38 protein-coding genes are annotated in these 20,936 nt (G+C 68.5%); 5 read left to right on the top strand and 33 right to left on the bottom strand.

The features are described from left to right. Nucleotides 1–37: 37 nt before the first annotated feature. From ACWD3H_RS06550 to ACWD3H_RS06525, 6 genes are all read right to left on the bottom strand, one after another. Nucleotides 38–1,501 carry a phage major capsid protein gene (locus tag ACWD3H_RS06550; protein ID WP_451954274.1) on the bottom strand — a complete coding sequence of 488 codons (1,464 nt, stop codon included), beginning with the start codon at nucleotides 1,499–1,501 and terminating at the stop codon, nucleotides 38–40. Beyond that, nucleotides 1,498–2,424 carry a head maturation protease, ClpP-related gene (locus ACWD3H_RS06545; RefSeq protein ID WP_451954273.1) on the bottom strand — a complete coding sequence of 309 codons (927 nt, stop codon included), beginning with the start codon at nucleotides 2,422–2,424 and terminating at the stop codon, nucleotides 1,498–1,500. The genes ACWD3H_RS06550 and ACWD3H_RS06545 overlap by 4 nt, the downstream gene beginning before the upstream one ends. Next, nucleotides 2,421–4,409, bottom strand: a complete 1,989-nt coding sequence (locus tag ACWD3H_RS06540) for a phage portal protein (RefSeq protein ID WP_451954272.1) — start codon at nucleotides 4,407–4,409, stop codon at nucleotides 2,421–2,423. The genes ACWD3H_RS06545 and ACWD3H_RS06540 overlap by 4 nt, the downstream gene beginning before the upstream one ends. Continuing rightward, nucleotides 4,406–4,579 carry a hypothetical protein gene (locus ACWD3H_RS06535; protein ID WP_451954271.1) on the bottom strand — a complete coding sequence of 58 codons (174 nt, stop codon included), beginning with the start codon at nucleotides 4,577–4,579 and terminating at the stop codon, nucleotides 4,406–4,408. Before ACWD3H_RS06535 ends, ACWD3H_RS06540 begins: the two co-directional genes overlap by 4 nt. A gap of 89 nt (nucleotides 4,580–4,668) precedes the next feature. Then, nucleotides 4,669–6,051, bottom strand: a complete 1,383-nt coding sequence (locus ACWD3H_RS06530; RefSeq protein ID WP_451954270.1) for a phage terminase large subunit — start codon at nucleotides 6,049–6,051, stop codon at nucleotides 4,669–4,671. Between the two features lie 10 nt (nucleotides 6,052–6,061). Next, nucleotides 6,062–6,574, bottom strand: coding sequence for a hypothetical protein (locus tag ACWD3H_RS06525; protein ID WP_451954269.1), 513 nt, complete (start codon nucleotides 6,572–6,574; stop codon nucleotides 6,062–6,064). 132 nt (nucleotides 6,575–6,706) lie between these two features. Between ACWD3H_RS06525 and ACWD3H_RS06520 the strand changes: the two genes are divergently transcribed. Then, complete coding sequence (locus ACWD3H_RS06520; protein WP_451954268.1) at nucleotides 6,707–7,471, top strand: hypothetical protein; 765 nt, start codon at nucleotides 6,707–6,709, stop codon at nucleotides 7,469–7,471. A gap of 91 nt (nucleotides 7,472–7,562) precedes the next feature. On the opposite strand, the gene ACWD3H_RS06515 is transcribed toward ACWD3H_RS06520, so the two are convergent. Both ACWD3H_RS06515 and ACWD3H_RS06510 read right to left on the bottom strand, forming a co-directional pair. Beyond that, the gene (locus tag ACWD3H_RS06515) at nucleotides 7,563–8,093 is read right to left on the bottom strand and encodes a hypothetical protein (RefSeq protein ID WP_451954267.1); all 531 of its coding nucleotides are present in this window, start codon (nucleotides 8,091–8,093) and stop codon (nucleotides 7,563–7,565) included. Nucleotides 8,094–8,123: 30 nt separating this feature from the next. Then, a complete protein-coding gene (locus tag ACWD3H_RS06510; protein WP_451954266.1) occupies nucleotides 8,124–8,603 on the bottom strand; it encodes a hypothetical protein in 480 nt (159 codons plus the stop codon). Nucleotides 8,604–8,835: 232 nt separating this feature from the next. On the opposite strand from ACWD3H_RS06510, the gene ACWD3H_RS06505 reads away from it, so the two are divergent. Next, nucleotides 8,836–9,024 (top strand): hypothetical protein, encoded by a 189-nt coding sequence (locus tag ACWD3H_RS06505; protein ID WP_451954265.1) that lies wholly within the window; start codon nucleotides 8,836–8,838, stop codon nucleotides 9,022–9,024. Between the two features lie 17 nt (nucleotides 9,025–9,041). Here the strand turns inward: ACWD3H_RS06505 and ACWD3H_RS06500 are convergent, their stop codons facing one another. The 25 genes from ACWD3H_RS06500 to ACWD3H_RS06380 form a co-directional block, all read right to left on the bottom strand. Then, the gene (locus ACWD3H_RS06500; protein ID WP_451954264.1) at nucleotides 9,042–9,212 is read right to left on the bottom strand and encodes a hypothetical protein; all 171 of its coding nucleotides are present in this window, start codon (nucleotides 9,210–9,212) and stop codon (nucleotides 9,042–9,044) included. After that, nucleotides 9,209–9,655 (bottom strand): DUF6248 family natural product biosynthesis protein, encoded by a 447-nt coding sequence (locus ACWD3H_RS06495; RefSeq protein WP_451954263.1) that lies wholly within the window; start codon nucleotides 9,653–9,655, stop codon nucleotides 9,209–9,211. Before ACWD3H_RS06495 ends, ACWD3H_RS06500 begins: the two co-directional genes overlap by 4 nt. After that, nucleotides 9,652–10,062: a hypothetical protein gene (locus tag ACWD3H_RS06490; RefSeq protein ID WP_451954262.1), complete on the bottom strand. Its 411-nt coding sequence runs from the start codon at nucleotides 10,060–10,062 to the stop codon at nucleotides 9,652–9,654. The genes ACWD3H_RS06495 and ACWD3H_RS06490 overlap by 4 nt, the downstream gene beginning before the upstream one ends. Before the next feature lie 110 nt (nucleotides 10,063–10,172). Beyond that, nucleotides 10,173–10,484 carry a hypothetical protein gene (locus ACWD3H_RS06485; protein ID WP_451954261.1) on the bottom strand — a complete coding sequence of 104 codons (312 nt, stop codon included), beginning with the start codon at nucleotides 10,482–10,484 and terminating at the stop codon, nucleotides 10,173–10,175. 20 nt (nucleotides 10,485–10,504) lie between these two features. Next, on the bottom strand, nucleotides 10,505–10,711 hold the full coding sequence (locus tag ACWD3H_RS06480) for a hypothetical protein (protein WP_451954260.1): 207 nt from the start codon (nucleotides 10,709–10,711) through the stop codon (nucleotides 10,505–10,507). 118 nt (nucleotides 10,712–10,829) lie between these two features. Continuing rightward, the gene (locus ACWD3H_RS06475) at nucleotides 10,830–11,075 is read right to left on the bottom strand and encodes a hypothetical protein (protein ID WP_451954259.1); all 246 of its coding nucleotides are present in this window, start codon (nucleotides 11,073–11,075) and stop codon (nucleotides 10,830–10,832) included. Beyond that, nucleotides 11,075–12,220, bottom strand: coding sequence for a hypothetical protein (locus tag ACWD3H_RS06470; protein ID WP_451954258.1), 1,146 nt, complete (start codon nucleotides 12,218–12,220; stop codon nucleotides 11,075–11,077). The genes ACWD3H_RS06475 and ACWD3H_RS06470 overlap by 1 nt, the downstream gene beginning before the upstream one ends. A gap of 25 nt (nucleotides 12,221–12,245) precedes the next feature. Next, nucleotides 12,246–12,476, bottom strand: a complete 231-nt coding sequence (locus tag ACWD3H_RS06465) for a hypothetical protein (protein WP_451954257.1) — start codon at nucleotides 12,474–12,476, stop codon at nucleotides 12,246–12,248. Continuing rightward, complete coding sequence (locus ACWD3H_RS06460; protein WP_451954256.1) at nucleotides 12,473–12,832, bottom strand: hypothetical protein; 360 nt, start codon at nucleotides 12,830–12,832, stop codon at nucleotides 12,473–12,475. The genes ACWD3H_RS06465 and ACWD3H_RS06460 overlap by 4 nt, the downstream gene beginning before the upstream one ends. Before the next feature lie 142 nt (nucleotides 12,833–12,974). After that, nucleotides 12,975–13,271, bottom strand: coding sequence for a hypothetical protein (locus tag ACWD3H_RS06455; RefSeq protein ID WP_451954255.1), 297 nt, complete (start codon nucleotides 13,269–13,271; stop codon nucleotides 12,975–12,977). Beyond that, nucleotides 13,268–13,567 carry a DUF4326 domain-containing protein gene (locus tag ACWD3H_RS06450; RefSeq protein WP_451954254.1) on the bottom strand — a complete coding sequence of 100 codons (300 nt, stop codon included), beginning with the start codon at nucleotides 13,565–13,567 and terminating at the stop codon, nucleotides 13,268–13,270. Before ACWD3H_RS06450 ends, ACWD3H_RS06455 begins: the two co-directional genes overlap by 4 nt. Continuing rightward, on the bottom strand, nucleotides 13,560–13,925 hold the full coding sequence (locus tag ACWD3H_RS06445) for a VVA0879 family protein (RefSeq protein ID WP_451954253.1): 366 nt from the start codon (nucleotides 13,923–13,925) through the stop codon (nucleotides 13,560–13,562). The genes ACWD3H_RS06450 and ACWD3H_RS06445 overlap by 8 nt, the downstream gene beginning before the upstream one ends. Next, nucleotides 13,909–14,361 (bottom strand): hypothetical protein, encoded by a 453-nt coding sequence (locus tag ACWD3H_RS06440; RefSeq protein WP_451954252.1) that lies wholly within the window; start codon nucleotides 14,359–14,361, stop codon nucleotides 13,909–13,911. The genes ACWD3H_RS06445 and ACWD3H_RS06440 overlap by 17 nt, the downstream gene beginning before the upstream one ends. After that, on the bottom strand, nucleotides 14,358–14,633 hold the full coding sequence (locus ACWD3H_RS06435) for a hypothetical protein (protein ID WP_451954251.1): 276 nt from the start codon (nucleotides 14,631–14,633) through the stop codon (nucleotides 14,358–14,360). Before ACWD3H_RS06435 ends, ACWD3H_RS06440 begins: the two co-directional genes overlap by 4 nt. Continuing rightward, nucleotides 14,633–14,902, bottom strand: a complete 270-nt coding sequence (locus tag ACWD3H_RS06430) for a hypothetical protein (protein ID WP_451954250.1) — start codon at nucleotides 14,900–14,902, stop codon at nucleotides 14,633–14,635. Before ACWD3H_RS06430 ends, ACWD3H_RS06435 begins: the two co-directional genes overlap by 1 nt. A 50-nt stretch (nucleotides 14,903–14,952) precedes the next feature. Then, the gene (locus ACWD3H_RS06425; protein ID WP_451954249.1) at nucleotides 14,953–15,090 is read right to left on the bottom strand and encodes a hypothetical protein; all 138 of its coding nucleotides are present in this window, start codon (nucleotides 15,088–15,090) and stop codon (nucleotides 14,953–14,955) included. Beyond that, complete coding sequence (locus ACWD3H_RS06420; protein ID WP_451954248.1) at nucleotides 15,090–15,374, bottom strand: hypothetical protein; 285 nt, start codon at nucleotides 15,372–15,374, stop codon at nucleotides 15,090–15,092. Before ACWD3H_RS06420 ends, ACWD3H_RS06425 begins: the two co-directional genes overlap by 1 nt. Next, nucleotides 15,364–15,603 carry a hypothetical protein gene (locus ACWD3H_RS06415; protein ID WP_451954247.1) on the bottom strand — a complete coding sequence of 80 codons (240 nt, stop codon included), beginning with the start codon at nucleotides 15,601–15,603 and terminating at the stop codon, nucleotides 15,364–15,366. Before ACWD3H_RS06415 ends, ACWD3H_RS06420 begins: the two co-directional genes overlap by 11 nt. Further along, nucleotides 15,600–15,791, bottom strand: a complete 192-nt coding sequence (locus ACWD3H_RS06410) for a hypothetical protein (RefSeq protein WP_451954246.1) — start codon at nucleotides 15,789–15,791, stop codon at nucleotides 15,600–15,602. Before ACWD3H_RS06410 ends, ACWD3H_RS06415 begins: the two co-directional genes overlap by 4 nt. Then, nucleotides 15,788–16,807 carry an AAA family ATPase gene (locus ACWD3H_RS06405; RefSeq protein WP_451954245.1) on the bottom strand — a complete coding sequence of 340 codons (1,020 nt, stop codon included), beginning with the start codon at nucleotides 16,805–16,807 and terminating at the stop codon, nucleotides 15,788–15,790. The genes ACWD3H_RS06410 and ACWD3H_RS06405 overlap by 4 nt, the downstream gene beginning before the upstream one ends. After that, a complete protein-coding gene (locus ACWD3H_RS06400) occupies nucleotides 16,804–17,139 on the bottom strand; it encodes a hypothetical protein (RefSeq protein WP_451954244.1) in 336 nt (111 codons plus the stop codon). Before ACWD3H_RS06400 ends, ACWD3H_RS06405 begins: the two co-directional genes overlap by 4 nt. Continuing rightward, nucleotides 17,132–17,512, bottom strand: coding sequence for a hypothetical protein (locus tag ACWD3H_RS06395; protein ID WP_451954243.1), 381 nt, complete (start codon nucleotides 17,510–17,512; stop codon nucleotides 17,132–17,134). Before ACWD3H_RS06395 ends, ACWD3H_RS06400 begins: the two co-directional genes overlap by 8 nt. After that, nucleotides 17,509–17,847: a hypothetical protein gene (locus ACWD3H_RS06390; RefSeq protein WP_451954242.1), complete on the bottom strand. Its 339-nt coding sequence runs from the start codon at nucleotides 17,845–17,847 to the stop codon at nucleotides 17,509–17,511. The genes ACWD3H_RS06395 and ACWD3H_RS06390 overlap by 4 nt, the downstream gene beginning before the upstream one ends. After that, complete coding sequence (locus ACWD3H_RS06385; RefSeq protein ID WP_451954241.1) at nucleotides 17,844–18,035, bottom strand: BldC family transcriptional regulator; 192 nt, start codon at nucleotides 18,033–18,035, stop codon at nucleotides 17,844–17,846. The genes ACWD3H_RS06390 and ACWD3H_RS06385 overlap by 4 nt, the downstream gene beginning before the upstream one ends. 16 nt (nucleotides 18,036–18,051) lie before the next feature. Beyond that, complete coding sequence (locus ACWD3H_RS06380; RefSeq protein WP_451954240.1) at nucleotides 18,052–18,513, bottom strand: helix-turn-helix domain-containing protein; 462 nt, start codon at nucleotides 18,511–18,513, stop codon at nucleotides 18,052–18,054. Between the two features lie 325 nt (nucleotides 18,514–18,838). Here ACWD3H_RS06380 and ACWD3H_RS06375 point away from each other — a divergent pair, with 325 nt between their 5' ends. The 3 genes from ACWD3H_RS06375 to ACWD3H_RS06365 all read left to right on the top strand — a co-directional run bounded on the left by ACWD3H_RS06375 (nucleotide 18,839) and on the right by ACWD3H_RS06365 (nucleotide 20,917). Next, nucleotides 18,839–19,201: a hypothetical protein gene (locus tag ACWD3H_RS06375; protein WP_451954239.1), complete on the top strand. Its 363-nt coding sequence runs from the start codon at nucleotides 18,839–18,841 to the stop codon at nucleotides 19,199–19,201. 221 nt (nucleotides 19,202–19,422) lie between these two features. Beyond that, nucleotides 19,423–19,701 carry a hypothetical protein gene (locus ACWD3H_RS06370; RefSeq protein ID WP_451954238.1) on the top strand — a complete coding sequence of 93 codons (279 nt, stop codon included), beginning with the start codon at nucleotides 19,423–19,425 and terminating at the stop codon, nucleotides 19,699–19,701. Between the two features lie 43 nt (nucleotides 19,702–19,744). Further along, on the top strand, nucleotides 19,745–20,917 hold the full coding sequence (locus ACWD3H_RS06365; protein ID WP_451954237.1) for a tyrosine-type recombinase/integrase: 1,173 nt from the start codon (nucleotides 19,745–19,747) through the stop codon (nucleotides 20,915–20,917). The last annotated feature ends 19 nt before the right edge of the window (nucleotides 20,918–20,936 follow it).

The raw sequence follows: 20,936 nt of genomic DNA, 5'->3' as shown, positions 1-20,936 counted from the left end.
CTGGCGGTGGGGGTTGAGTGCCGCCGCCAGCCGGGGGTTACCGCGCTTCGATCTCGACGAACGGGCTGAGCGTGGGCCCGCCGTTGGCCGGGGTGATCGCCGACTTGAGCCACGGCTGGCCGTCGACGCGCTGGATGATCCGGTAGGCGGTCTGGTCGTTGCCGAACCGATAGTCCGTCGAGCTCGCGGCGGACATGACCTGCCGGTCGCCAATCAGGTAGTAGGACAGGTCCACGAACGCCAGGTCGGAGCGGGCGCCGAGGCGTCCGGCCTTCTCACTGACGACCAGGGGCCGGCCGAAGATGGTCATTGGCGCGGGGCCTGCGACGTTGGTGAGCATGACCGGGCCGCCGCCGGTGCCGACGCTGAGTGCCATCGTGAACAGCTCGGGGATCGCCTCGGGCGAGCAGACCCAGATGCCTCTGGCGAGGCTGGCGGGCAGCATCCGCGAGTACATCTTGATCACGTTCTCGACGACGATCGTCGTCGAGGGCTGGCCGACTTCCTTGGTGATCGCGATGCCGGCGCTGTTTCCGGCGCCAAGGAAGCCGAGAGGCTCGCCCACACCGGTCCCGGCCATGAAGGCGAGGTCCTCGAAGAATGCGAGGGCCATCGGCCACAGTGTCTCGATCAGCGCTGCGAAGGAGGTGAGGCTGTCGCTCAGGAGCTCGTTGGGGACGACGGCGAACCCGGTCAGCTTCTTGGCGTCCAGAGTGACGCGGCCGAACTTCGGGTTCGACTCCTGCAGCGCGGCGCTTTCCTCGCCCCAGAAGCCGATCATGCCGCCGAACACGCTGCCCACGTTGGTCGTGCTGTCGATCATCGGGAACGGCACCCGCGCCGTCTCCATCGGCACAACCGTCGCTCGCGAACGCACGACCGCCATCTCCAGCGCGATCTGCAGCAGCTGCGAGCGCAGCGTCTCCGGCACCAGGAACCCGCCCTCGGCAGGCACCACGCTGGAGTAGGCGTTGCGCAGTTGCTCCATTTTCGCCCGCGCCTCGGCCGACGGGTTCAGGTGCCAGGCCGCCTTGAAGTACTCCGCCGCGCTGGAGAAGTCCTTGTCGATCGCGGCGCCCGCAGCCTTGGCGTTGTAGGCGGTGGCCTGCCGGTGGCTGGTCAGCATTGACGCGGGCCGGGTCTGCGGGTCCAGGTTGAGTCGCTTGATGCCGTCGCCGCCGGCCTGGTTGTCCTTCAGGTACTGGGCCAGGTAGCGCTGGGCCTCCTCGGCGATGGTGCGGCGCAGCTCGGTGCCGTCGCCCTGCTGCTCCTGGGCGTAGGCCGCGACGAACGCCTGAAGCGTGTCAGCGCTGGCCAGGATGGCCTTGTAGCGGCCGGGGTCGCCGAACATCTCGGCGAGCTCGTCGGCGTTCTTCGGGACCGGGATGTCCTTCGGCAGCACGGGCGGCGCGGTCCGGTTGAAGGTCCGGCCGAGGTCGCGCGGGTCGAAGCCGAGAGCGGCGAGCCGTGCTCGCTGCCCCGGGCTGAGAGTCCTTGTCACAGCAGTGCCTCCCTGAGGCTGGCGAACACGTCGGCCGGGTCGGTCGACGCGGGAGTGATGAGGTGCGCGGTCAGGTCGTCCCACTCACCGGACGGGTCGCTGAGCTCCAGCTCGGCGGGGTCTGGCGGGGGCACATCCTGGTCCCCGTCGTCGAGCCCGTCCTCGACAACGGGGAGCGGTTCGGCGGGCTCCGGCGCGGCCGGCGGGTCAGCAGGAGTAACCGGCTCCGGAGCGGGAGTGGGGTCCGGCTCCGGAACCGGGATGCTGTCCGGTGCCGGAGCCTCCGCACGGCCCGCGAATCGGAAGATGCTGAGGTCCCAGCTGTTGCCCATCGCCGGGTCCTGGTCGGGCTGACGGACGGGCCGCGCTACCTCATCCGCCAGCCCTGCTTCTACGGCCTCGTCGGCGGTGTACCAGGTCTCCGCCTGCATCCGCGCCCGCCACTCGGCCACAGTGCCACCGGCGCGCTCGGCGTAGACCCCGGCGATGTTGTCGCTCTGCCGGTCGAGAAGGTCGGCCATCTCCCGCATGTCGCCGGCCTGGCCGTAGCAGAACCCGCTGCCGTCGTGGATCATCATCTGTGAGTGCGGCTGCATGATGATCCGGTCACCTGCCATGGCGATCACCGAGGCGATCGACGCGGCCAGGCTGTCGACGTAGACGGTGACCGTGGCCGTGTGGCTCCGGAGCACGTTCATGATGGCGATGCCGTCGAAGATCTCCCCACCCGGGGAGTTGATCCTCAAGGAGATCTCGCTCGCGGTGATCGACCGCAGCTCCTCCAAGAACGTCTCCGCCGACGTCCCCCAGTAGCCGATCTCGTCGTAGATGACCACCTCGGCCGAGTCAGCGAGGTTCGTGATCCGATACCACTGCCGCTCGGGGCCAGCCTTGGCGCGGAGCTGCTTGCGATCGAGTCTCATGATCCATCCCACCTCGGTTCGACCGTGCCCCGACACCGGATGCCGCCACGGCACGCCCAGTAGCCGCCGTTCGGGTACTCGCCTTGGGCCTCGGGCAACGTGTCGTAGCGGCGCCCGTCGGCCTTCTCGCAGAATTCACAGGTCGCGTCGTCGCGGATCTCGCTCGCTTCGTAGTACGTCGCGCCCTTGCCGTCGGCCTCGGCCTGCTCCAGCGTCGCGAACCGGCCCGCTCCCTCGGCCGCCCAGATCGCGCCGCCCAGCTCGGTGCGCAGGCTCGCATCCGACAGGGCCTCCAGATGCTCGGTGACCCGCTCGGCCACCTCAGCCCCGGACGCGCCGGGCGCCCACACCCGCAGCGCCTCCCGCCCAGCCGCCACCGCCAGGCCCGTCGCCAGCAGCCCCGCCGTCACTGCCGCACCCGCCGCGAGGCCCGCCGCCAGCACCCCAGCCACCGCCGCCGCCGTGATGGTCACACCCTGCTCTTCGGCGGCCTCCACCATCCGCTCACCCGCCGCCGAAGCTTGGGCGATGAGGGTGGCCTCCAGCAACGCCGCCCCGACGTCACTGGAGGCCGTCAGCGCGGCGAGATCCTCGGTACGACCCTCATCCACCAAGGACTCAATCTGCCGCGCGAGCTCTTCCCGCTGCCCCTCCGACACATTCGCCCAGTCGGCCAGCAGCTCCTCCAGGCGCTCCTGCCAGTCCTCCCGCGTCTCCTCGGGTTCGGCCTGAGCACGCAGGACCAGCGGACGACGCCGCGAGTTCGCGATCCGCGGCTTGGGCCCCCCGGCCGGCGGACCGACGAAGGGCATCTCTGGCAACCCCACCGCTGACAGCACTGCGGCGGGCTCCCACCCAGCGGTCACCAGCTGGTGAGCGGATTCGGCCTTGCTGAGGCGCTCGTCGTTGTCGGCCTCACGGTTCGCGGGCACGGGGTCGACGTAGTCGAACTCCAGCCCGGCCGCCGTGGCGCCGAACAGCGGGAGGAAGTCGTTGTTCAGCGCCTGCTTGAAGCGCTCCAGCCGCGGCACGGTCAGTTGCTCGGCGAACCACGCCTTCGACGCTTCGGCGGTGGCCCGGTTGACGTCCTCGACGTCGCCGACGGCGAACTTCGGCATGCCGTACGCCTCGCGGATCACGTCCCGAGCGACCCCGCGGAGTTCGGCGAACTGCATGTCGCGCTGGGTGAACTTCCGGTCCACCCACCGCCCTTGCTCCAGCAGTGCGACGCGGTGTGCGTTGGCGATGCCCCGGTGCTGCTCGTTCCACCGATCGCGCAGCTCGTCGAACTCGTCATCGGACAGGCGCTTGTCGACCTCGATGATCCCGCCCGGCTCCGCCGAGTTCAGGAAGAAGTTGCGGTTCCACTCCGCGGAGTACTTGGTCGAGTCGAGGTCGGTCAGGATCGACTGGACCGGGCCCATGCCCCGGTACGGGTCGAGCGGATTCGGCATGCGCAGCTGGATGACCTCGTCGCGCTCCAGCGGGATCTGCTCCCCGTCGGGGCCGCGGTAGACGTAGCCGCGGATGAACTCTTCCGGGTCCGGCACTGGGGAGATGCGGTCTGGGCGCACTGGCCAGATCTCCAGCGGGATGGATCGCATGACTGGGTGGCGGGCGATCACCCACCAGCCTTCGCCCGTCAGGTCGACGTGCTGCTGGACGGACTCGACGAACTCCTGCCGGGTGAAGAACGGGTTCGGCTTGTTCCAGATGTCGAGGGCCAGGTGGCGGGTGACCTCGGTCCGGTCTTCCTTCCGGCCGCTGGCCGCCTGACGCCACAGATGCCAATTGACCTGTGACGTGGCGTTCGACGTGCGGTGAACGATCGAGAACAGGGTGCCCACCGAACCCATGGCGCGCATCTGCGACTCGGCGTCGTTGCGCTGCAGGAACGGCAGTGCCCAGCTCGCCGACCGGCCGACGTAGGGGACTGGCGCCTGGTTCCGGAAGGCGCTGGCGAGGGCCCCGAACATGGAGGTCATGGCCGCATCCGGAAGAGCGGGGAGGTGAGGCGCCATTCAAGGACCCAGCACGACACTCCGGCGGCGGCGAGGCCGGCGGGGACGGCGAGGGTCCAGGCGGCGGCTGACAGCAGCGCGAGCCCGGCGATCACGAGGATCACGGGGAGGGCGGGGCGCAGCCGGGGGATCACACCCGGGATGCTACAGCTCGCAGGAAGATTTACGGTCTATATGGCTGATGGCCGAAAAATTTACTGCACACGGCGATTCTGGGTTAGGTTCACAAGACCCTGATGCGCGGCCGGGAACCTAGATCCCGCTCCGCCACGACGTACCGCTTCCCGTCGCAGCCGTGATCGTTCTCCTTCACCGGAACCTCCTTTGGCTGCTTGCCGTCCTTGTTGTCCCACACGTACCCGACGATCTCCTCAGCCGTGCAGCACGGCTTCTTCGCCTCCTCCAGCTCCGGATCCCGCTCCACCACGCTGTCACGCAAGATGAACAACCGCGGCCGCCCGTCGCCGGCCACCTTGAGCCGAGACTGAACAGCCTGAATACCGTCGGAGACGGTCTTCTTCGCGGCCACCGTGGACATGCCCAGGTGCCGCTCCAGCGTGGCCCGATCCTCGGCGTCGTGATCGCACACGATCGCCCGCGGCCGGGGCTCGGTCCAGACCAGGCGACACGTCTTGCAGGTGTGACAGTCGTGGTCGCTGGCCTTCGAGCAGCAGCACTCCTCGCATCGGCGCACCAGGCGCAGGATCGTCTTAGCGTGGTCCTCGACCAGGCGCCGAGTGAAGTAGATCTCCCGGTACAGGTACAGCCGGCCGTCGGGGTCCTCGGCCCAGCACTGCAGCACGAACGGGTTGGTGTAGCCGAAGTCCACCGACCACCACCGCGTCCACGAGTCGGGGATCGGGAACCGGTCGACGAGATGGACGGCCGGGTCCCACTCCTCGTAGATGAGCCCCTCGGCCGCGACCCACCGGCCGTGCCGGAGCCGGTGATGCCGGACGCCGGTCAGCTTGTCGAGCTTGCCGATGTAGTCCCGCCCGACCATCGTCAGGGAGCCATCGGGGTTGAACAGGACGGGGTTGTCCTCGTGGCGGCTGTGCAACATGACCGTGTCACCGCGGTCCGCCCTCGCCTTCAGCCAGTGCGTCGGCGTGCTGGGGTTGCAGTCGGCGAGCAGCTGCTGGAAGGAGATCTTCCCGTTCCGCAGCCGGGTGGTCAGCGCCTCCCAGTCATCCACAGTGAGCTCGATGGCCTCCTGCACGAAGATGACGTCGTACTCCGACGACATGACCTTCTGCGCCTTGTCCAGGCCTCCGACCACGATCGTGGACCCGTTGCTGTACCGGTACGCTGCGGCCTCCTGGGGGCTGCCGCCGTACCAGACGACGTGGCCAGCGGCGATGCTCTCCTTGGCGACGTGCTCACGCCAGGTGACCAGGCCGGTCGAGCCGAGGGAGGCGAGGGTCTTGCGGACGATGAGGCCGCGCGCGCCGGGGTTGAGTAGCATCATCAGGTGCAGCTTCTCGAGAGCCGCGCGGGATTTGCCTGTGCCTGCCGGTCCACTGAGCAGGACCTCCGGCGCCCGGCACTCCATGAGCACCTGAGCGGCGCCGTGGGGTCGATAGACGTGGCGCAGCGCGACGGTCATGGAGCCGAGGCTACGACGCCAGCTCGCTGTTCATCTGATCCTGGAGCTGCTTCACCGCTGCGTTCATCGCTTTGCGTTCTACCTCTTGCTGCCGCCACACCCCAGGCTCGTAGCCGGCCCCGCTATCGCGGCCTGCTTGGATCTCGCGATGGTTGTTGAGCAATGTCCGCACATGGCCGAACCACTCTTCGTGGATCTCTCGTACGGCTTGAGATCCGTACAGGGCGACCTTGGCGCTGGTCGCGACCTGTTCGTCCAGCTCGCGGAGCGGCGGATCTTCCTGATCCTTGTAGACGGCGGTGATGTGGTTGACGGAGCCCGTCATGCCGTTCACCGTGGTGAGGATGTCGAGGTAGGCGCTGGCTCGGCGAGCTTCTCTCGCCTGTGCGAGCGTGCTGGAGGTGTTCTGCTTGGCCACCTGCTCAGCGTGCTGACGCCCCTGGTGGCCGGCATACCAGGTGAATCCCACTCCGATCACGCCGCTCACCGCAGTTGCTACAGGCGCTACCCATTCCCATGCCATTGCCCAAGTATGAGGGGAATCGGTGGGAGCGTCCGGCGAACGATCAGGTAACAAGCTACGCATATCGGCACACGGTCCGTGAGAATGAGGGCCGTGCTCGCCTTCTCCCCGACCCCCAGGCCGGTCCCCACGGTGACGGAGTTCGTCACACTGACCCCGTCGCCCGCACCGACGATCTACGTAAAGGTGCCGGACGACTGGGATCCGCTCCGCGATGTGTGGCTGAGCGACTTCGGGGGCGCGCTTGCGGGCGCACTTGTCGCTGTTTCGGTGGCACTCGGACTGTTCCTCTGGGAGCGGCACGAAAGGAAGGTGGATTCGGCGCAGCTCCGCATCGATCGCGCGGAGGACTTGCGTCGAGCAGAAGAGCGGCTCGCTGAGGAGCGCCGAGTTGCACTAGGCGCTCAACTCTCAAATGCGATCGATGCGGCAATCTCTGCATTAGTCAACATTGAGTCCACAGGTGTTATGCGAGCGGTTGGCGCTCAACTAATTGGATGGACTAGCCGACTATCGGATCTTTACATCGATGACGAGCAGCACGAGGCGTACGCCGCATGGATCAAGCCCGAGGGCAAGGCAGTCCACCTGAAGATCATGCACCTGACTGTTGAGCTGGATAAGGGGCAAGGAAATCGTGATGTTGAGCTGATGAGCTTCATCGGATCCGAAATTACTGCCGACCTCATCGTGATGGAGAAGTCGACAAATTTGTGGATCAAGGGAGGCAAGTGGGAGCCTCAGCTAACAGCACGGCTTGAATGGGAGGCTGAGAAGGCTGCCAGGGCCGCCACAAATGAGCTCCCGGTCATACCCGATTACAACGACATCCCTGTAAAGGATGTCAGCGGGCGTTACAACACGAGGTCCCAGCATGATCGGCAGGGTCCGCCGTAAGAGTCCTCGGTGATGCTGCCGCACCCTTGGGGGCAGGCCTCGGGGGAGTCGTCCTCAGCCATGCGCAGCGCGTCCTCGCCGAGGTCCGCGGTCATGTCAGGCCGTCCAGGTCGACGCCTTCGAAGTTGTAGGTGATCGCGATGTCGCCGCCGATCAGCTGCTTCACCGGGATGTCCAGGCCGAGGAGCCTCGCTCGGCGTTCCTGGATGCGGAGGAGGCGGTCGATCGCCGCGAGCACGGGGGCGTCGTCAGCGAGGGGCTCGCCGCGGCCGTCGTCTACTTCGGCCGCGCCGTCGTCGTTGATGAACGGCTGACCGAGGCGCACGATCTTGCCGTGTGAGACCACGTAGTGCCGGGCCTCCAGCACCCCGCGGGCGGCGCGGGCGAGCTCGTCAAGCTGCATCAGCTCGAGCTGGCGGAGCTCCTCGGCGGGTTCGGCGACGGTCTCTTTGAGGGCGCGCTGCACCGCCTCGTAGGCGGAGGACTTGGAGGCGAGGCCGAGCTGGTCGGCGATCTGCTGGTAGGTGAGGTTCTGCGCGCGCAGCCGGCACGCCTGGGCGTCGCGGGCGGCTACGTCGGGGTCGCGGGCATAGCAGCCGTTGCCGCCTCGCACGTCGCTCATGTTCGCCTCCGCCCGAGGTGGTCCTCTCGGTTACCGCTGGTCCTTGAGCCTGCGGGCTTCTTCGGTGAGGATGGCAGCGCCTGCGGCGAGCTTCTCTACAGTTTCCGGGGCGCACTTCGCGAGATACTCCTGCAGGGTGTCACGGTTGCCGGCGTAAGCCGCCCACAGCGCCGTCTTGACCCACGTCCTTTCCCAAAATTCAGGGCCGAGGTCTCTGCCTACCTGCTTTAACTCGGCGTTGAACGCGTCGGCAGCCCCGTCGTCCTCACCGTTTTTGATCTTCTCTAGATCCCAGGGACCGGCCCATTCCGTACGGCCTGAGTCCCACTGCACGTGAATTGCGCAACATATTCCGTCCCGATCGACAGAGTAAGTCTTAATCTCGTAGCCCTGTTTGGGGCTCGGCAGGGCGAGCTGACCTGGGGCGATCTCACCGACTCGGTCGAAGAGTCGGTGCCGGACCCGAGCGCCGACGGGGAGATGTTCCTGCGCCTGCTCGATAGTGATCATCGAGTCTCCTCACGAGATCAACGCCATTACGTCACCGACACGGTACAGCGGGCCACCGAGCTCGATCGCGATCTCGTCGTAGGTAGGGCAGCGGCTCCTGGAGTCAGATGGCAAGCCGGTCGAGGCCTGCGCTTAGCCCGATTTTCTGCTCTCCTACTCCGGCCCCCGGGCCAGGGGGTGACATCTCATCAGGGAGACGATCATCGTGGACGAGCCTTACTGCATCGAGTGCATGAAGTCAGACAAGATCATTGTCCGGATGTGGATACCGGCGCACACGGTCATGGAGAAACCCCGTAACTACCCCAATCCGGTTCCGACGGGCAAGCAGGCATCCGTGATCTACGACTGCGTTCGATGCCGCCGTACTAACGAGCGGGTGGGAGTCGGCAACGCCTGGCGCCCGCCCGGCGCCGAATAGGCCAATGCTCGTCGAGATCAGGGGACGATGTGGCCGAGGTGCCAGTAGTCGCCGCACTGGTAAGCGCGCATCCGGTTACCTCGGTGCCGGGTGCGCGCGGCACGGCGTGCCTTGGTCCGGGTCTCGTAGCGGACCTTCCCGCAGTCCGGGCACCGGCCGAGGTTGAGGCGAGTGTCCGGGTCGCTCACCGCGCGCCTCCGGTGGCGAGGTCGAACAGCGGGAGCTCGACCAGCTCGTAGGTCCACGAGGTCCGCGGTACGGTTTCGGGCTCCGAAGCGGCTGGCGGCCGGGTGCTGGTGTGGCAGACGCAGGAGCAGAGGCGCCGACATACACGGTCGGCGAGCCACACGCGGGCGAGCGGTTTCTGCCGGTGCTCGTCGGTGTTGCAGGGGTACGGAGCCGGGTGCTGGTAGGGCCCGGGCAGCCAGGCGGGGACCAGGCCCTGCCGGTCGAGGATCAGCGTCTCGTAGTCGGGGCGGGGCTTCGGTCGGCACCAGGTGTGCCGGTCGGTGATGCACCAGTCGGAGGGGCCGGTTTGGCAGGCGCAGGTGTGCGTGGCCGGGTAGTAGTTCTCGCGCATGTACTGGGTCCAGATGTTGGCCCGCACCCACTCGGCCTCGCCGGGCGTCACCGCGGCACCGCCGCGTGGCCGGGGTGGGGCAGCCGGGTGCCGTCTTCGGAGTCGACCTGCAGGCCGACGGACAGGACGCTGTCGCCGCGGTCGTTGACGGGAACGGCCATCTTGTCGATCACGAGTTTGAGGCGGGGGTCGTCGTCCTTGGTGAACTTGAAGAGCTTGAGCATGGCGCTGGCGTCGCTGCGGTCGATGGCGACGGTGACGTCGTCGGCGGCGTCGTCGAGGGGGTGGCGGGTGGCGGCCATGGTGTAGCGGTCGGTGGCGATGGCGTAGATGACGTCGTCGCGGGTTTCGAGGCGGATGACGCCGAGTTCGGGCACTTCGGGGTCGGTGCCGGTGTGGGGGAGGACGGGGGCGATGAGGGCGTGGAGTTCGCGGGTGGTGAGGTCGATGCGGGTCATGTCTCTCCTGTCGTTGCGGCTCTGAGATGGCCTGTGCGGTGTGAGAGGTGCCGGGATACCGGCGGTGGGGCGCTGGAGCGTTCCTGAGGGCTCTGAGGCGCGAGGAGACGTCAGTGACGGCGCCTGGCCGAGTCCAGCCGGACCACGTTCGACGGCAGCACCACCGGCGCCGGAGCCTTCCGGCCCTTGCACGTCGCGACGTGCGGCATGAACCGGTGCTCCCACCCGGCCAGCGGCAGCGCGTCAGCCGCATCCAGGCTGCGGGACTGCCAGGTACGGGGTCCGATCCGGTAGCACGCCTGGTTGCCGAGGTCGTCCGGCTTGGCGTCGACGAGCATGTGGTGGCCTGCCCTGGTGATGGTCCACAGGACCGGGCGCTGGCAGTCGTTGCAGCGGCGGAGTTCGCGCTGTGTGGGGATCATGGTCGCCTCCGTTCGGCCGGTCAGGGGTTCGGGTGGTCGCGCTGGAGGCAGCTGCCGTACGGGGTGTGTGCCTTCATGTGGGCCCAGGTGTCGCCGTTCCACATGTCGTCGTGCGGGGTGGCGGAGAAGCGGGCGTACTGCTCGCCGGGCTCGATGGCTCGGAGGCAGGCCGTGCAGCCGGGGACGTGGCGCTTGCGGGCGGTGTGCCTGGTTTCGAACGTGGCCATGGCGGGCTCCTTCGTGGTCAGGTGACTCGGGTCCGGGTCTTGCCGCATCGGCTGCACCGTTGAGTGATCACGCGGCCGATGGCCTCGTACGTGACCCAGCGGTGCCAGAGCAGGCACCTCACGGCGCGTCCTCGGCGGCCATGGCTCGCCGGACGCGGGCGTCGCGGATCACGGCGGGCAGCGCCTTGATCGGCGGTCTCCAGCCGGGTCCGTTCACCAGTTCGGCGACGATGCGCTTCACGAGGTCGTCGCGGACGGCGTCCTGGACGTGGGGCTGGAGCATGCGGGTCAGGCCGGTGCGGAGGGCGGTCCACTCGGCGCTGATGTCGGGGTCGGTCTGGGTGTCGGGCTTGAGCTGGGTCATCAGGGCGTTCCTGTCGTGTCGAGGTCGTCGGGTGTGACGCTGAGGTGGTCGAGCACGCGCTCCCAGGCGGCTTGGTCCTCGTCAGTCCAGGGCGCGTCGGTGTCGGCCGGTGCGGGCTCTGGGGGTGAGGGGAGGTCGCCGAGGGCGGCGTCGCGGCCGAGGCGGCGCAGGGCGTCGCGGAACTCGGGGATGTGCTGGTGCTCGGCGAACCGGGCCTCGGCGATGACGGCGGTGGCGTACTGGACGATCGCGTCGCGGTGGAATCCGGCGGACATGGCGGCGTCGGCGAGGGTGGCGAGGTGTTTCTTGACCCAGCCGGGTGCGCTTCGGTAGCGGGGGATGGCTGAGACGAGTGATCGGGCGGCGAAGCCGCTCTGGTTCGCCGAAGGCGCGTCGAGGGCTCGCGCGGTACGGACCGTTAGCTCGCCTACGGCGAGAACCGGAGTGGACGTACTCAGTAACGAACTCTGTAACGCACTCCCTTCGTACTCCACCCCAACGGTTGGGGTGAGCTGCTCCAATGGTTGGGGTTCATTGCTCCAATGGTTGGGGTTGAAATTTCCAACGGTTGGAGTCGAATCAGATTCGGTGGACCCCAACGGTTGGGGTTCATTCGGATCTTCGGTGTCCTCTTTCAACTCCAACGGTTGGGGTTGAATCGGGTGTAGCTTGCACGGCCCGACATCCGGCGTGTCCGTCCCCCAGCCCGCCCGCCGTGTGCAGATTTCTCCCTTCTTCGTGAGTCGTCCGCACCGGTCGACCTTCTTCTTGTCGGAGGCCAGCACGTTCTCCAGCGGCCAGGCCAGGCGGTAGATGTTGAAGTGCGTGCTGACGCGCTTCACCAGGACCCACCCCTGCTCTTCCAGGTCCTGGGTGGCGACCAGCGCCGTCTGTGGGGAGATGTTCAGGTCCCTGGCCAGGCTCTCCAGGCTGGGCTTGGCCTCCTTGCGCTCCTTGCCGATCGTGTGGATGTACAGCCGTTGGGCGACGCTCAGGCGAGACGCCTCCAAGCTGGTGCTCATGTAGATCAGCAGCATCCACTGCAGCCCCTTGTGTAGCTGGAGCTGGGCAGCGGAGAAGCGTGACCGGGCCCAGGCCGGCAGGTCGGCCTCGTCGATCGCCACGCCGCGCTCTTCCTCGTTCACGCTTCTCCGTCTTCCGTGTGCTGGGTTACTCGGGCCGGGGCGGGGCTGGTCTTCGCTCCAGCCAGGCCCGCGCTCGCTCGTACGCGCTCCGCTGGCCGTACCTCAGCGCTCGCAGGGACGGCTCGCCCACGTCGGCCTGGACGGCGACCTGCCACCAGGCCAGGCGCAGCGCCCGCCGGCGGGCGTCGAGCTCGTCCCACAGGCGCTGCGGGGTGACGACGGCGGCGAGCTGGGCGGCCAGCTGCTCCTCGGTCATGACGTCACCTCGAACAGCGCGTCCATCCCGGCCGTCCGCCGCGCCTCACGGGTCCGGGCGGCGGTCTGCGCATGGTGGTCCCGGTCGTAGTGCAGATGGCAGCCCTGGCACATCGGCACGAGATTCGATGGGTCGCAGTTCTCGGGGGTGTGGTCCAGGTGGGCGGTGGTGAGCACCACCTTGGAGCCGGTGCCGTACGCGGGCTGGCCATGGATGTTCGGGCAGCGGCCGGTGTGGGTGCCCCGACCGCATTCCCCTGCGCAGGCGCACCGCCATCCGGCCGCCTCTTTCATGGCGTGAGAGATCTCCCGCCAGTCGGCCGGATAGCGGATCTTGTTCTCGGGTCGGATCGGCATCACGAGATCCGTTCCGACGCGCATCGGCCGATGCAGGACAGCCGGGTCGACGTGCACACCAGGCACGGCTCGCAGCGCAGGCACAGGGTGACGTGGCGGCCCCGGTGGAGCTGCGGCCAGTGGCCGCGGCGTAGGCAGGCGATCAGGCGTCGCACGAGGCACCCCCGAGCGCCGTACGAATGGCGTCCGCCCACTCCTGCGGGACCTGGGCGCGGACCGCGTCCAAGAAGGTGCGAGGGTCGGGCTGGCCGGTGTTGAGGGTCACGTCGCACACCGCGGACGCCTCCCTCACCAGGTAGAGGTGGTTACGAGCGGAGTCCCACCGCCCCGCCTCGATCGCGGTGATGGTCCGGCCGAGGTGTTCGATCATCTGGGCGAAGCACCTCGCGGCCTCGCGGTCGCGGCGGGCGTCGGTGGAGACGCGGGGCACCTCGGTCACGGGGTCACCTCGATCCGCTTGAGCAGCTCGTCCGCGTGGCACGGCTGGTCGAGCGGGCACCAGCAGGCGAGCGCCTTGCCGGCCAGTTCGGCGCGGGCCCGCTCGACGAGCCCGGGGTTGGCGTTGAGGTAGGCGCGGTACAGCTCCAGCGCCTTGTCGCGCCCTCGGTCGCGAACGGGGAACGGGTTGCTGTATGGGCTGGCCTTAAGGCCGGGTGCGGCACGGCCGATGTAGACGGCGCCGTCGGGCACGCGGCCGTGGTAGAGGTCGCCCTGGACGCGGACGCGGCTAGCCATGGGTCACCGCCGCAGCGTCCGCGAGCGGGAAGCACCACAGCGTGCGGCCTTCCGGCAGGGCGATCTCCCACGGCCCGCGGAACAGGCCGTACGCCGCCCAGTCGCAGCCTCGCCCACCTTTGGGGAGGGTGCGGCCGATGCACTCCTGACCGATCAGGTCGGATGCCAGGGCCTTGTCCCCGTTGCTGTGCTTGCGCGGGTGGTCGGCCAGCGCGGTCTTGAAGTCCTGGCCGGTGGCGATGTCAGCGCAGTTCGGGCACTGGAACGCCCAGCCCATCGGGTTCTTGCCGAAGCGCTCGGTGGCCTCGGCGAGGAGCTCGGCCTGGGTGAGCTTGCGGTGGTCAGCCACGGTGCTCACCGCCGTCCTGGGGTGCTGGCACGAGCATCTGCCGGGCCAGCCCCTGCAGCAGGCGGACGCCGTCCGCGGTGTTCTGCGCGAGGTGGACGGCGCCGACGTAGCCGGGGTAGATCGCGGCCATCCGGAGCATGTTGGTGCGGTCGGCGGAGGCGATCGTGGTGATGAGCGCCTGTGTGAAGCTGCCGGGCTCCATGCCGCCCGTTGCGTCGAAGTGCCAGAGCACGTGGGCGGCCTGCTCGGGAGTGATGGTCTGCTCCGACTCCCCGGCCTGGACGCGGGCGACGAGCTCGGCGCCAGCCGCCGGGCTCATGGTGAGGACGCCGCAGGGGAACGGGCTGGGCTCGGAGCTGGGAGTGTGGCCGGGGTCGGTGGCGTAGATCGCGACGTGCGCGGCGCCGTTGTCGTCCTGGTGCAGGTGAGCGGTGATCTGGATCATGAGGTCTCCATGGGGGTCGGGCAGGTGCACCAGCCCTCGGGGCTGGCGGGGACGTCGGATAGGCCGAGGCAGTCGAGCCACGAGTCGGGGTTCCGGTACCGCTGACGGATCTTGAGTGCGGCGTGCCAGCGCTCCTCGCGCTCGGCCGCGGCTCTGGCGTCGTCGGTGTACGCGACGTAGATGAGCCCGGTGGCGCGGGCCGGGTCGCTGCGGAAGACGGTCGGCTGGTCGCTCGCGCGGGCGGCCAGCTCGATCTGCGCGGAGGTGGCCATCACTGGGGCACCGCCCGCGACGCGTCGGTGTGCAGCGGCTTGGGCTCGCGGGCGATGCCCCGCGCCGCCGCCCGCTCCAGGTCGGCGATCAGCTCGTCCAGTTCGGCGCGCACCGCTCGGGCGGCGTCGAGGGTGAGGTCGGTCTCCACGGTCAGCTCCGCGCCGACCAGGGCCAGGCCGCCGATCGGGACGTCACCGATTCGCAGGCGGACGGGCAGGACCTCGGCACGGCCTTTGAAGGCCAGGCGGGTGGGGATGCGATCGATCATGGGATGCTCCTTCGGGTAGTCCCCGCCGGTTAAGGCCCGGCGGGGACTGCTCAGCGGCTGGCGAAGTAGGCGATCAGGACGACGGACACGACCAGTGCCATCAGCGCGGTCATGGCGACGTACGCCGGGGACAGGGCGGGGCGCTTGCCGTGCCGCATGTCGCGGCCGGAGCGTCTGCGGTGCGCCATCAGGCCCTCCCGTGGACGGTGGTGGTCTTCGGGGGGCGGACCGCCGAGTCATGGCCGGTGCACATCTGCACGCTGGCGATGTGCGGGCACTGCGCCTCCTGGCAGGAGCAGACCCAGCGGCCCCGCTCCAGCCGGACCCGGTAGTCGGACTTGAAGCCGACGACGAGCGCCTCGACGTACTCCGGAGGCACCGGGCCCATGCCGCGCGGCGGTTCGGCGCGGTAGATCCGGACGGCGCCGGATCGCAGGTAGGCCAGCGTCCGGGCGCGCAGGTCACGAGGCATCGGACACCTCACCGCCCGCAGTCCCGGCGGCGGCGTGCCATGCCCGGATCTCCGGCTCGTCGGTGTAGGAGGCCCGGTCGCCGGTCATGGCAGTCGCCGCGGCGAGAGCGAGGGTGGCGTGGACCTGGGCGGCGCCGAGGTAGAAGTGCTCTTCGTCGCTGCCCATCGGGGAGCGATCGGCCAGGCCCAGCAGTTCCTCGGCCTGCCCGTAGTGCTCGGGGCCGGTCACAGAGCACCGCCTGCCGTGCCGCTGTCAGGCGTGACGGCCTCGAGTTCGCCGTCAGCGGCGAGGTCCTCGATCAGATTCCGGCAGGGCTCGCACACGTGGACGGTGCCGCAGGCGTGGATGGTGGTGGTGGCGCGACGGCTGCAGCCCGCGAGGGCGCAGCCCCGGCGCGCCGCGATGACGGCGGTCATGCCGCACCCGCCTGGGCCTGGCCGTGCATCTCGGCCTTCAGCGCCTGAACCCGGCGGCGGACCAGTTCGGCCTCGGGCAGGCTGATCTCGCCCGCCTTGAGGACCGCGGTGATCGCCGACCAGACCAGTCCGAGCGCCTCGACGTTCGCGGCGTCCTCAGCCTCGGCCAGCAGTCGCTGCGCGGCCGGGGACAGGTCGTCCAGCTCCGGAGACTCGGCCCCGGCCTCGGGCGGGGTGAACTGCCGAGCTTGGGACTCCGCGCCGCACCGCAGCGCCTCGAAGACCAGCTTCTCCAGCGAGAAGTCCGGCATCGGCTGCGGCTTGTCCACCCCCGGCCGGATCCCGGCGTGGACGGACCGGGCGCCGATGACCAGCGGCGGGTGCTCGCGGCCCAGGCGCACCCAGACAGAGGCGTCGAACGCCAGCGTCTTGTGCCCCTCGACCTTGTACTCCTTCGACCCCTCAACGGGGCGCCCGGAAGCGTCCATCGCCGCGACTTCCTTACCGCGGGCGGTCATCACGACGATGCCGGGCCAGGTCATCAGCAGCGTCATCAGCTTCCGGTGCCGGGCGGTGGCGTCGTTCCAGAGGTTGAACGTCACCTGGATCTCGGCGTGCGGGTCCTGCTGGAGGCGCCGCTGGTTGGTCTGCGACCCCTTGGCGCGGTTGGCGGCCCAGTCCTTGAGCAGGTCCCACTCGGCGGTCATCGAGTCGATGACCAGCACCACAGGGGGTTCGCTGGCCTGGGCGGCGCGGTCGGCCTCCTCCCGGACCGCGCGGACCTGCGTCATGATCGACGCCCAGGTGCCGTCGTGCTCGATGACGAGGTACCTAGCGCCTGGGATGGCGCCGTACTCGTCGGCGGCCCCCTCGCCGAGGTCGATCCAGTAGGTCTGGCCGACCTTTTCACTTGCGGACAGCTGGGCTGCCGCCCAGCTCTTGCCGCTCTTCTCCCCGCCCTCGATGAGGATGAGGGGCCAGGGGGCGCGGCCGGTGGGCTGTCGGGTGTTGATCACGCGTTCTCCTCGGGGTTGTGGTCGTCTTGCTCACGGCGGAACTCGTCGTCGGCGTCTCGGCCGATGTCGGGGCCACCACGCACGGAGGGGGAGGTCGGCGGCGGGAGGGCACGAACCCGCCGCAGCCAGGAGCACACCGTCGCGACGACGGACGGGTCCTGGTTGGCGAGCCAGCCCAGGAGCTCGTCATCCCAAGCACCGGCCTCCATGCCGCCCGTCTCGCGCAGCAGGGCGGTGCGGCAGGCGGCCGACAGGGACTCGCCGGGGGCGGTGCGGATCGCGGTGTACGGCTCGACCTCGATCGGGCCGGTGGGGATGTTGATCTCAGCCACTGGCCACCGCCGGGGCCTGCTCGGTGTCGAGCTCGGCGAGGTCCTCAGCGGTGAGGGCAACCCACACGTCGACCTGCACGCCGGCGCGCTCGGCGAGGACCCGGAGGCTCCCGGCGTGCGTCGACGAGGGGGCCTGGCTCCGTCGCAGCACGGGGGGTGTCCCCAGGGCGTTGCCCCACGCCTCGATCTCGGTGCGCCGGTCGGCGAGCGAGCGGTGGTAACTGTCGAGCTGGCCGGACAGCTCGGGCGCGTCGATGATGTACGGCGTCACGGTCCAGCTTGCGGCGGGCAGTTCCTCGCCGAGCAGGGTGGCCAGGACGCGGGTGGCGCACTGCTGCAGGGCGGTCACAGTGAGGGTGGCGGTGGTGGTCATGCCTGGTCTCCGCTCTCGGTGGTGGTGGCGCGCAGGTCCTCGATGACCTCGGCGGTCGCGTGCGGCGTCGACCACCGCTCCAGCAGCAAGGTCGGGTCGGCGCCCCGGCTGCGCAGGTGCGCGCCCAGCACGTCGCCGGCGTCGTAGGCCAGCTGGTAGACGTCGCTCATGGTCGCGTCGGGCAGCAGCTGCAGCGCGGCCTGGCGGAGAGCGGCGATCAGCTCGATGGACGTCAGGCGGGCTGCCGGGTACGTCTCCTCCAGTAGGGTCGCGGCGGCGGTGAGGACCTGGCGGGCGGCGAGCTCTGTGACGGCCTCCAGGGCGGGGGCGGTCATGCCTGCTCCGTCCTGCTGCCGCGGAGCAGGGCGCGAACCTCGACCTCGGAGTAGCGGCGGTGACCGCCCAGGGTCCGGATGGACCCGAGGCGGCCGGCCTTCGCCCAGCGGGTGACGGTCTTCGGGTCGACGCGGAAGAGCTGGGCGACCTCAGCGGGGGTGAGGAGAGGGTCGGGCTGGCGGGACATGGGATTCCTTCCGGGATCAGGCGGTGCGGGTCGGGTGAGGCTGGGCCTGGCGGCGCATGTAGTCGAGGACGGAGGTCGACGGGACGCGCATCTTCGATCTGCGGGCGCCGGGCATGGCAATGTCGCTGAAGGCGAGCTCGCCAGCGGCCATGAGGCGGCGGACGTGCGACTCGGAACAGCCGAGCTGGCCGGCGGCGTCCTTGGGCTTGAGCAGGGTCTCCATGTCCTCTCCTTTGGTGTCTGAAGACGCAGACAAAAATGGGCGGAAAAGTGTCTCTCGGTCCACGCTGAGGATGTCCTCGATCGCGCGGGCTGTCTCCTCGCTGGTGGAGGTTCGGGTGCCGGAGTACAGGTACCCGATCAGCGACTTGGACCTCTTGACCTGGGATGCGAGGCTCACGGTGTCATGACCCGCCGCCTGCATGGCCTGCCGGAGGGCGGCGCTGCTGCGGAGGATCATCGTGGGTCGTCGTGCCATGTCTTGACGCTCCTAATGTTGTCTGGGCACGCAGACACTTTAGGCTGGTCGAGATTCCGTTGTCCAGCGTTTCGGTATGTGGCCTACGGGATCTGCTTGTATTGCTTCATATTGTTGTCTGGCTATCTCCGGACTACACAGGCAGCAAGGATCTGGTGTCTGAGGCGGACGCCAGACCAGGCGAGGGCGACAGAGAGGCGACGAGATGCCGCCGCAATCAGAACGGTCGAGCGAGGCTCCAAAGAGCCTGGCGACCTACGTAGTGAAGTACCTGGAAGGGCGTCCAGGCCGAGGTGGAGGGGCCGAGTCCTACCGCCAGTTAGAGTTGCGCTCCCAAGATCCGCAGGGTGACGGCCGGCTGCGAAGGCAGTGGCTGATCGACCTGACCGAGGAACGCACCGGCCGCCCCGAAGAGTGGCGTCTGCGGGCTCTAGCTGCGGGAATGGCGCGCGGGGAGGCTAAGGACGGCACGGAGGCGTATGAGGAGATCTATCGTCGGCGACTAGGTGAGATCCGGCGTCTGGCCGCAGAGCGGTGGCCGGGCCTGGAGGGTGCGGCGCGGGTCGAGTTGGCCGGCGGGGATGTGATCGTGATTCCGGCTCCGGCGGGGCTGGATGAGGCGGGGCGTCGGCTGGTCGCGGAGATGGCGGCGGAGATGGCTCGGCGTCTGGCCAACAAGGACAGTTAGTAACTTGTTAGATACATTCCGCTTACTCGGCTTACTCGGTGGCTGCTGTAGCAGACAACACATTGTGTTGCGCGACAGATTGGACATTCAGTTCAACCCACAATGTCGTGGCGGTGAAGCGAGTGCCCGGAAAAGTTACATATTGTCTTCTGTCGCGCAAAATTATTCCTGGCGTGCAGCCAATAATAGTTCATGCCGTAAAGGGGGATATCACCGTATTTGTGGATGATGATCTCCTTGAGGAGCCTCTCGCGACCGAGCTTGGCCGCGTGGGCGAGAGGCTCCTCCTGGGGTGGCGATGGCGCGACCAGCCCGCCCGCTGCCCCGTGTTCGATCTCCGCATCCACCGAGTCCCGAGCACCGGGGCGGGTCGTGGCCTGCTGTATGCCGACGTGCGCGGCAACGTCGTAGACCTGCTCGTGGATCGCTCCCTGATGCGGCCTTCGCTTCCCTCCCTGCTCATGCGGGCCTCCGACGAGATCGGCCGCAATTTCGCATAATCGAAGCCCTCCCCTCCTTCACTCCCGATAGCTGGAGGCCGATATGGCCAGATATCGACGCCTGCCCTCTGGTCTGTGGCAGGCCACCGTGGACCTGCCGTCTAAGAAGCGCATCACCGAGACACACAAGCTGAAGTCCGTCGTCCAGAACTGGGCGAAGGAGCAAGAGGCGAAGATCGCTCAAGGCCACAAAATCGACCCACGCGCCGGGCGGATCACGGTGGGGGAGTGGTACGACACCTGGTGGGCGGCCCGCGTCGTCGAGGACGAGACCCGCCGCGGAGACGACGCTCAGTTCCGGCTGCGGATCCTGCCGCACTGGAAGGAGTGGCGGATGGGCGACATCGGCCGCATCAACGTTCAGGAGTGGGTGCGGAAGCTGGAGAAGCGGGGTGACGGTCGGTACGCGATCCGGCGGAGTTACAACCTGCTGGCGAGCATGCTCGGCGATGCCGTCCTGGAGGGGGTCATCCCGGCGTCGCCGTGTCAGAAGGTGGTCCTGCCCGCGACGGTGGTCAAGCTGCCGAGCTGGTTCACCCCGGCACAGGTGGCCGCGATCGTGGCCGAGCTGCCCGAGGGGCACGGGGTGATGACCGACCTTATGTGCTACGCCGGGCCCCGGTGGGGCGAGGCCGCCGGCGTCTGCGGTGCCGAGCGAGACGACGGACGAGGTAACCCGATTGACTGGCTGCGAGGGAAGGTGTCGATCCGCGGCGTCGTCAGCCAGAAGGGAAACTGGAAGGAGTACCCGAAGAACTCCAGCAGTCGCCGTGAGGTGCCGGTGCCTCGGTGGGTGTTGGATCGGGTGGCCCCGCTGTTGGGGGAGCGGGGCCGGGATGCCTTCGTGTTCGTCACCAGGCGCCGATCTCCGGGAAGCGAGGAACGGGGCCTGCTCGGAGGGGCCAACTGGCGCGTCGTCTGGTACGAGGCTATCGACGCGGCGAACGCGAAGATTCAGGAGGCGAACCGCGTCATGCCAAAGAAGCAGCGGACTGATCCGGTGCCGCGCTACGACCCGCACGACTGCCGGCACACGGCGGCCAGCTGGCTCGTGCAGCAGGGCGTCGACCTCTACAGGGTCAAAGACCTGCTCGGTCACGCTTCGTACCAAACGACCCTCCGGTACGCCCATCTCGCCCCCGGCGCGCATGGGGAGATCGAGGCGGCGTGGTCGCAGATAGATGCGCATCAGATGCGCACGGGGGCTGATCGTTGATCAGGTGATGTCGGATGAC

The sequence above is a fragment of the Streptosporangium sp. NPDC002607 genome, from assembly GCF_053592655.1.
This window is presented reverse-complemented; position numbering and strand designations above follow the sequence as displayed.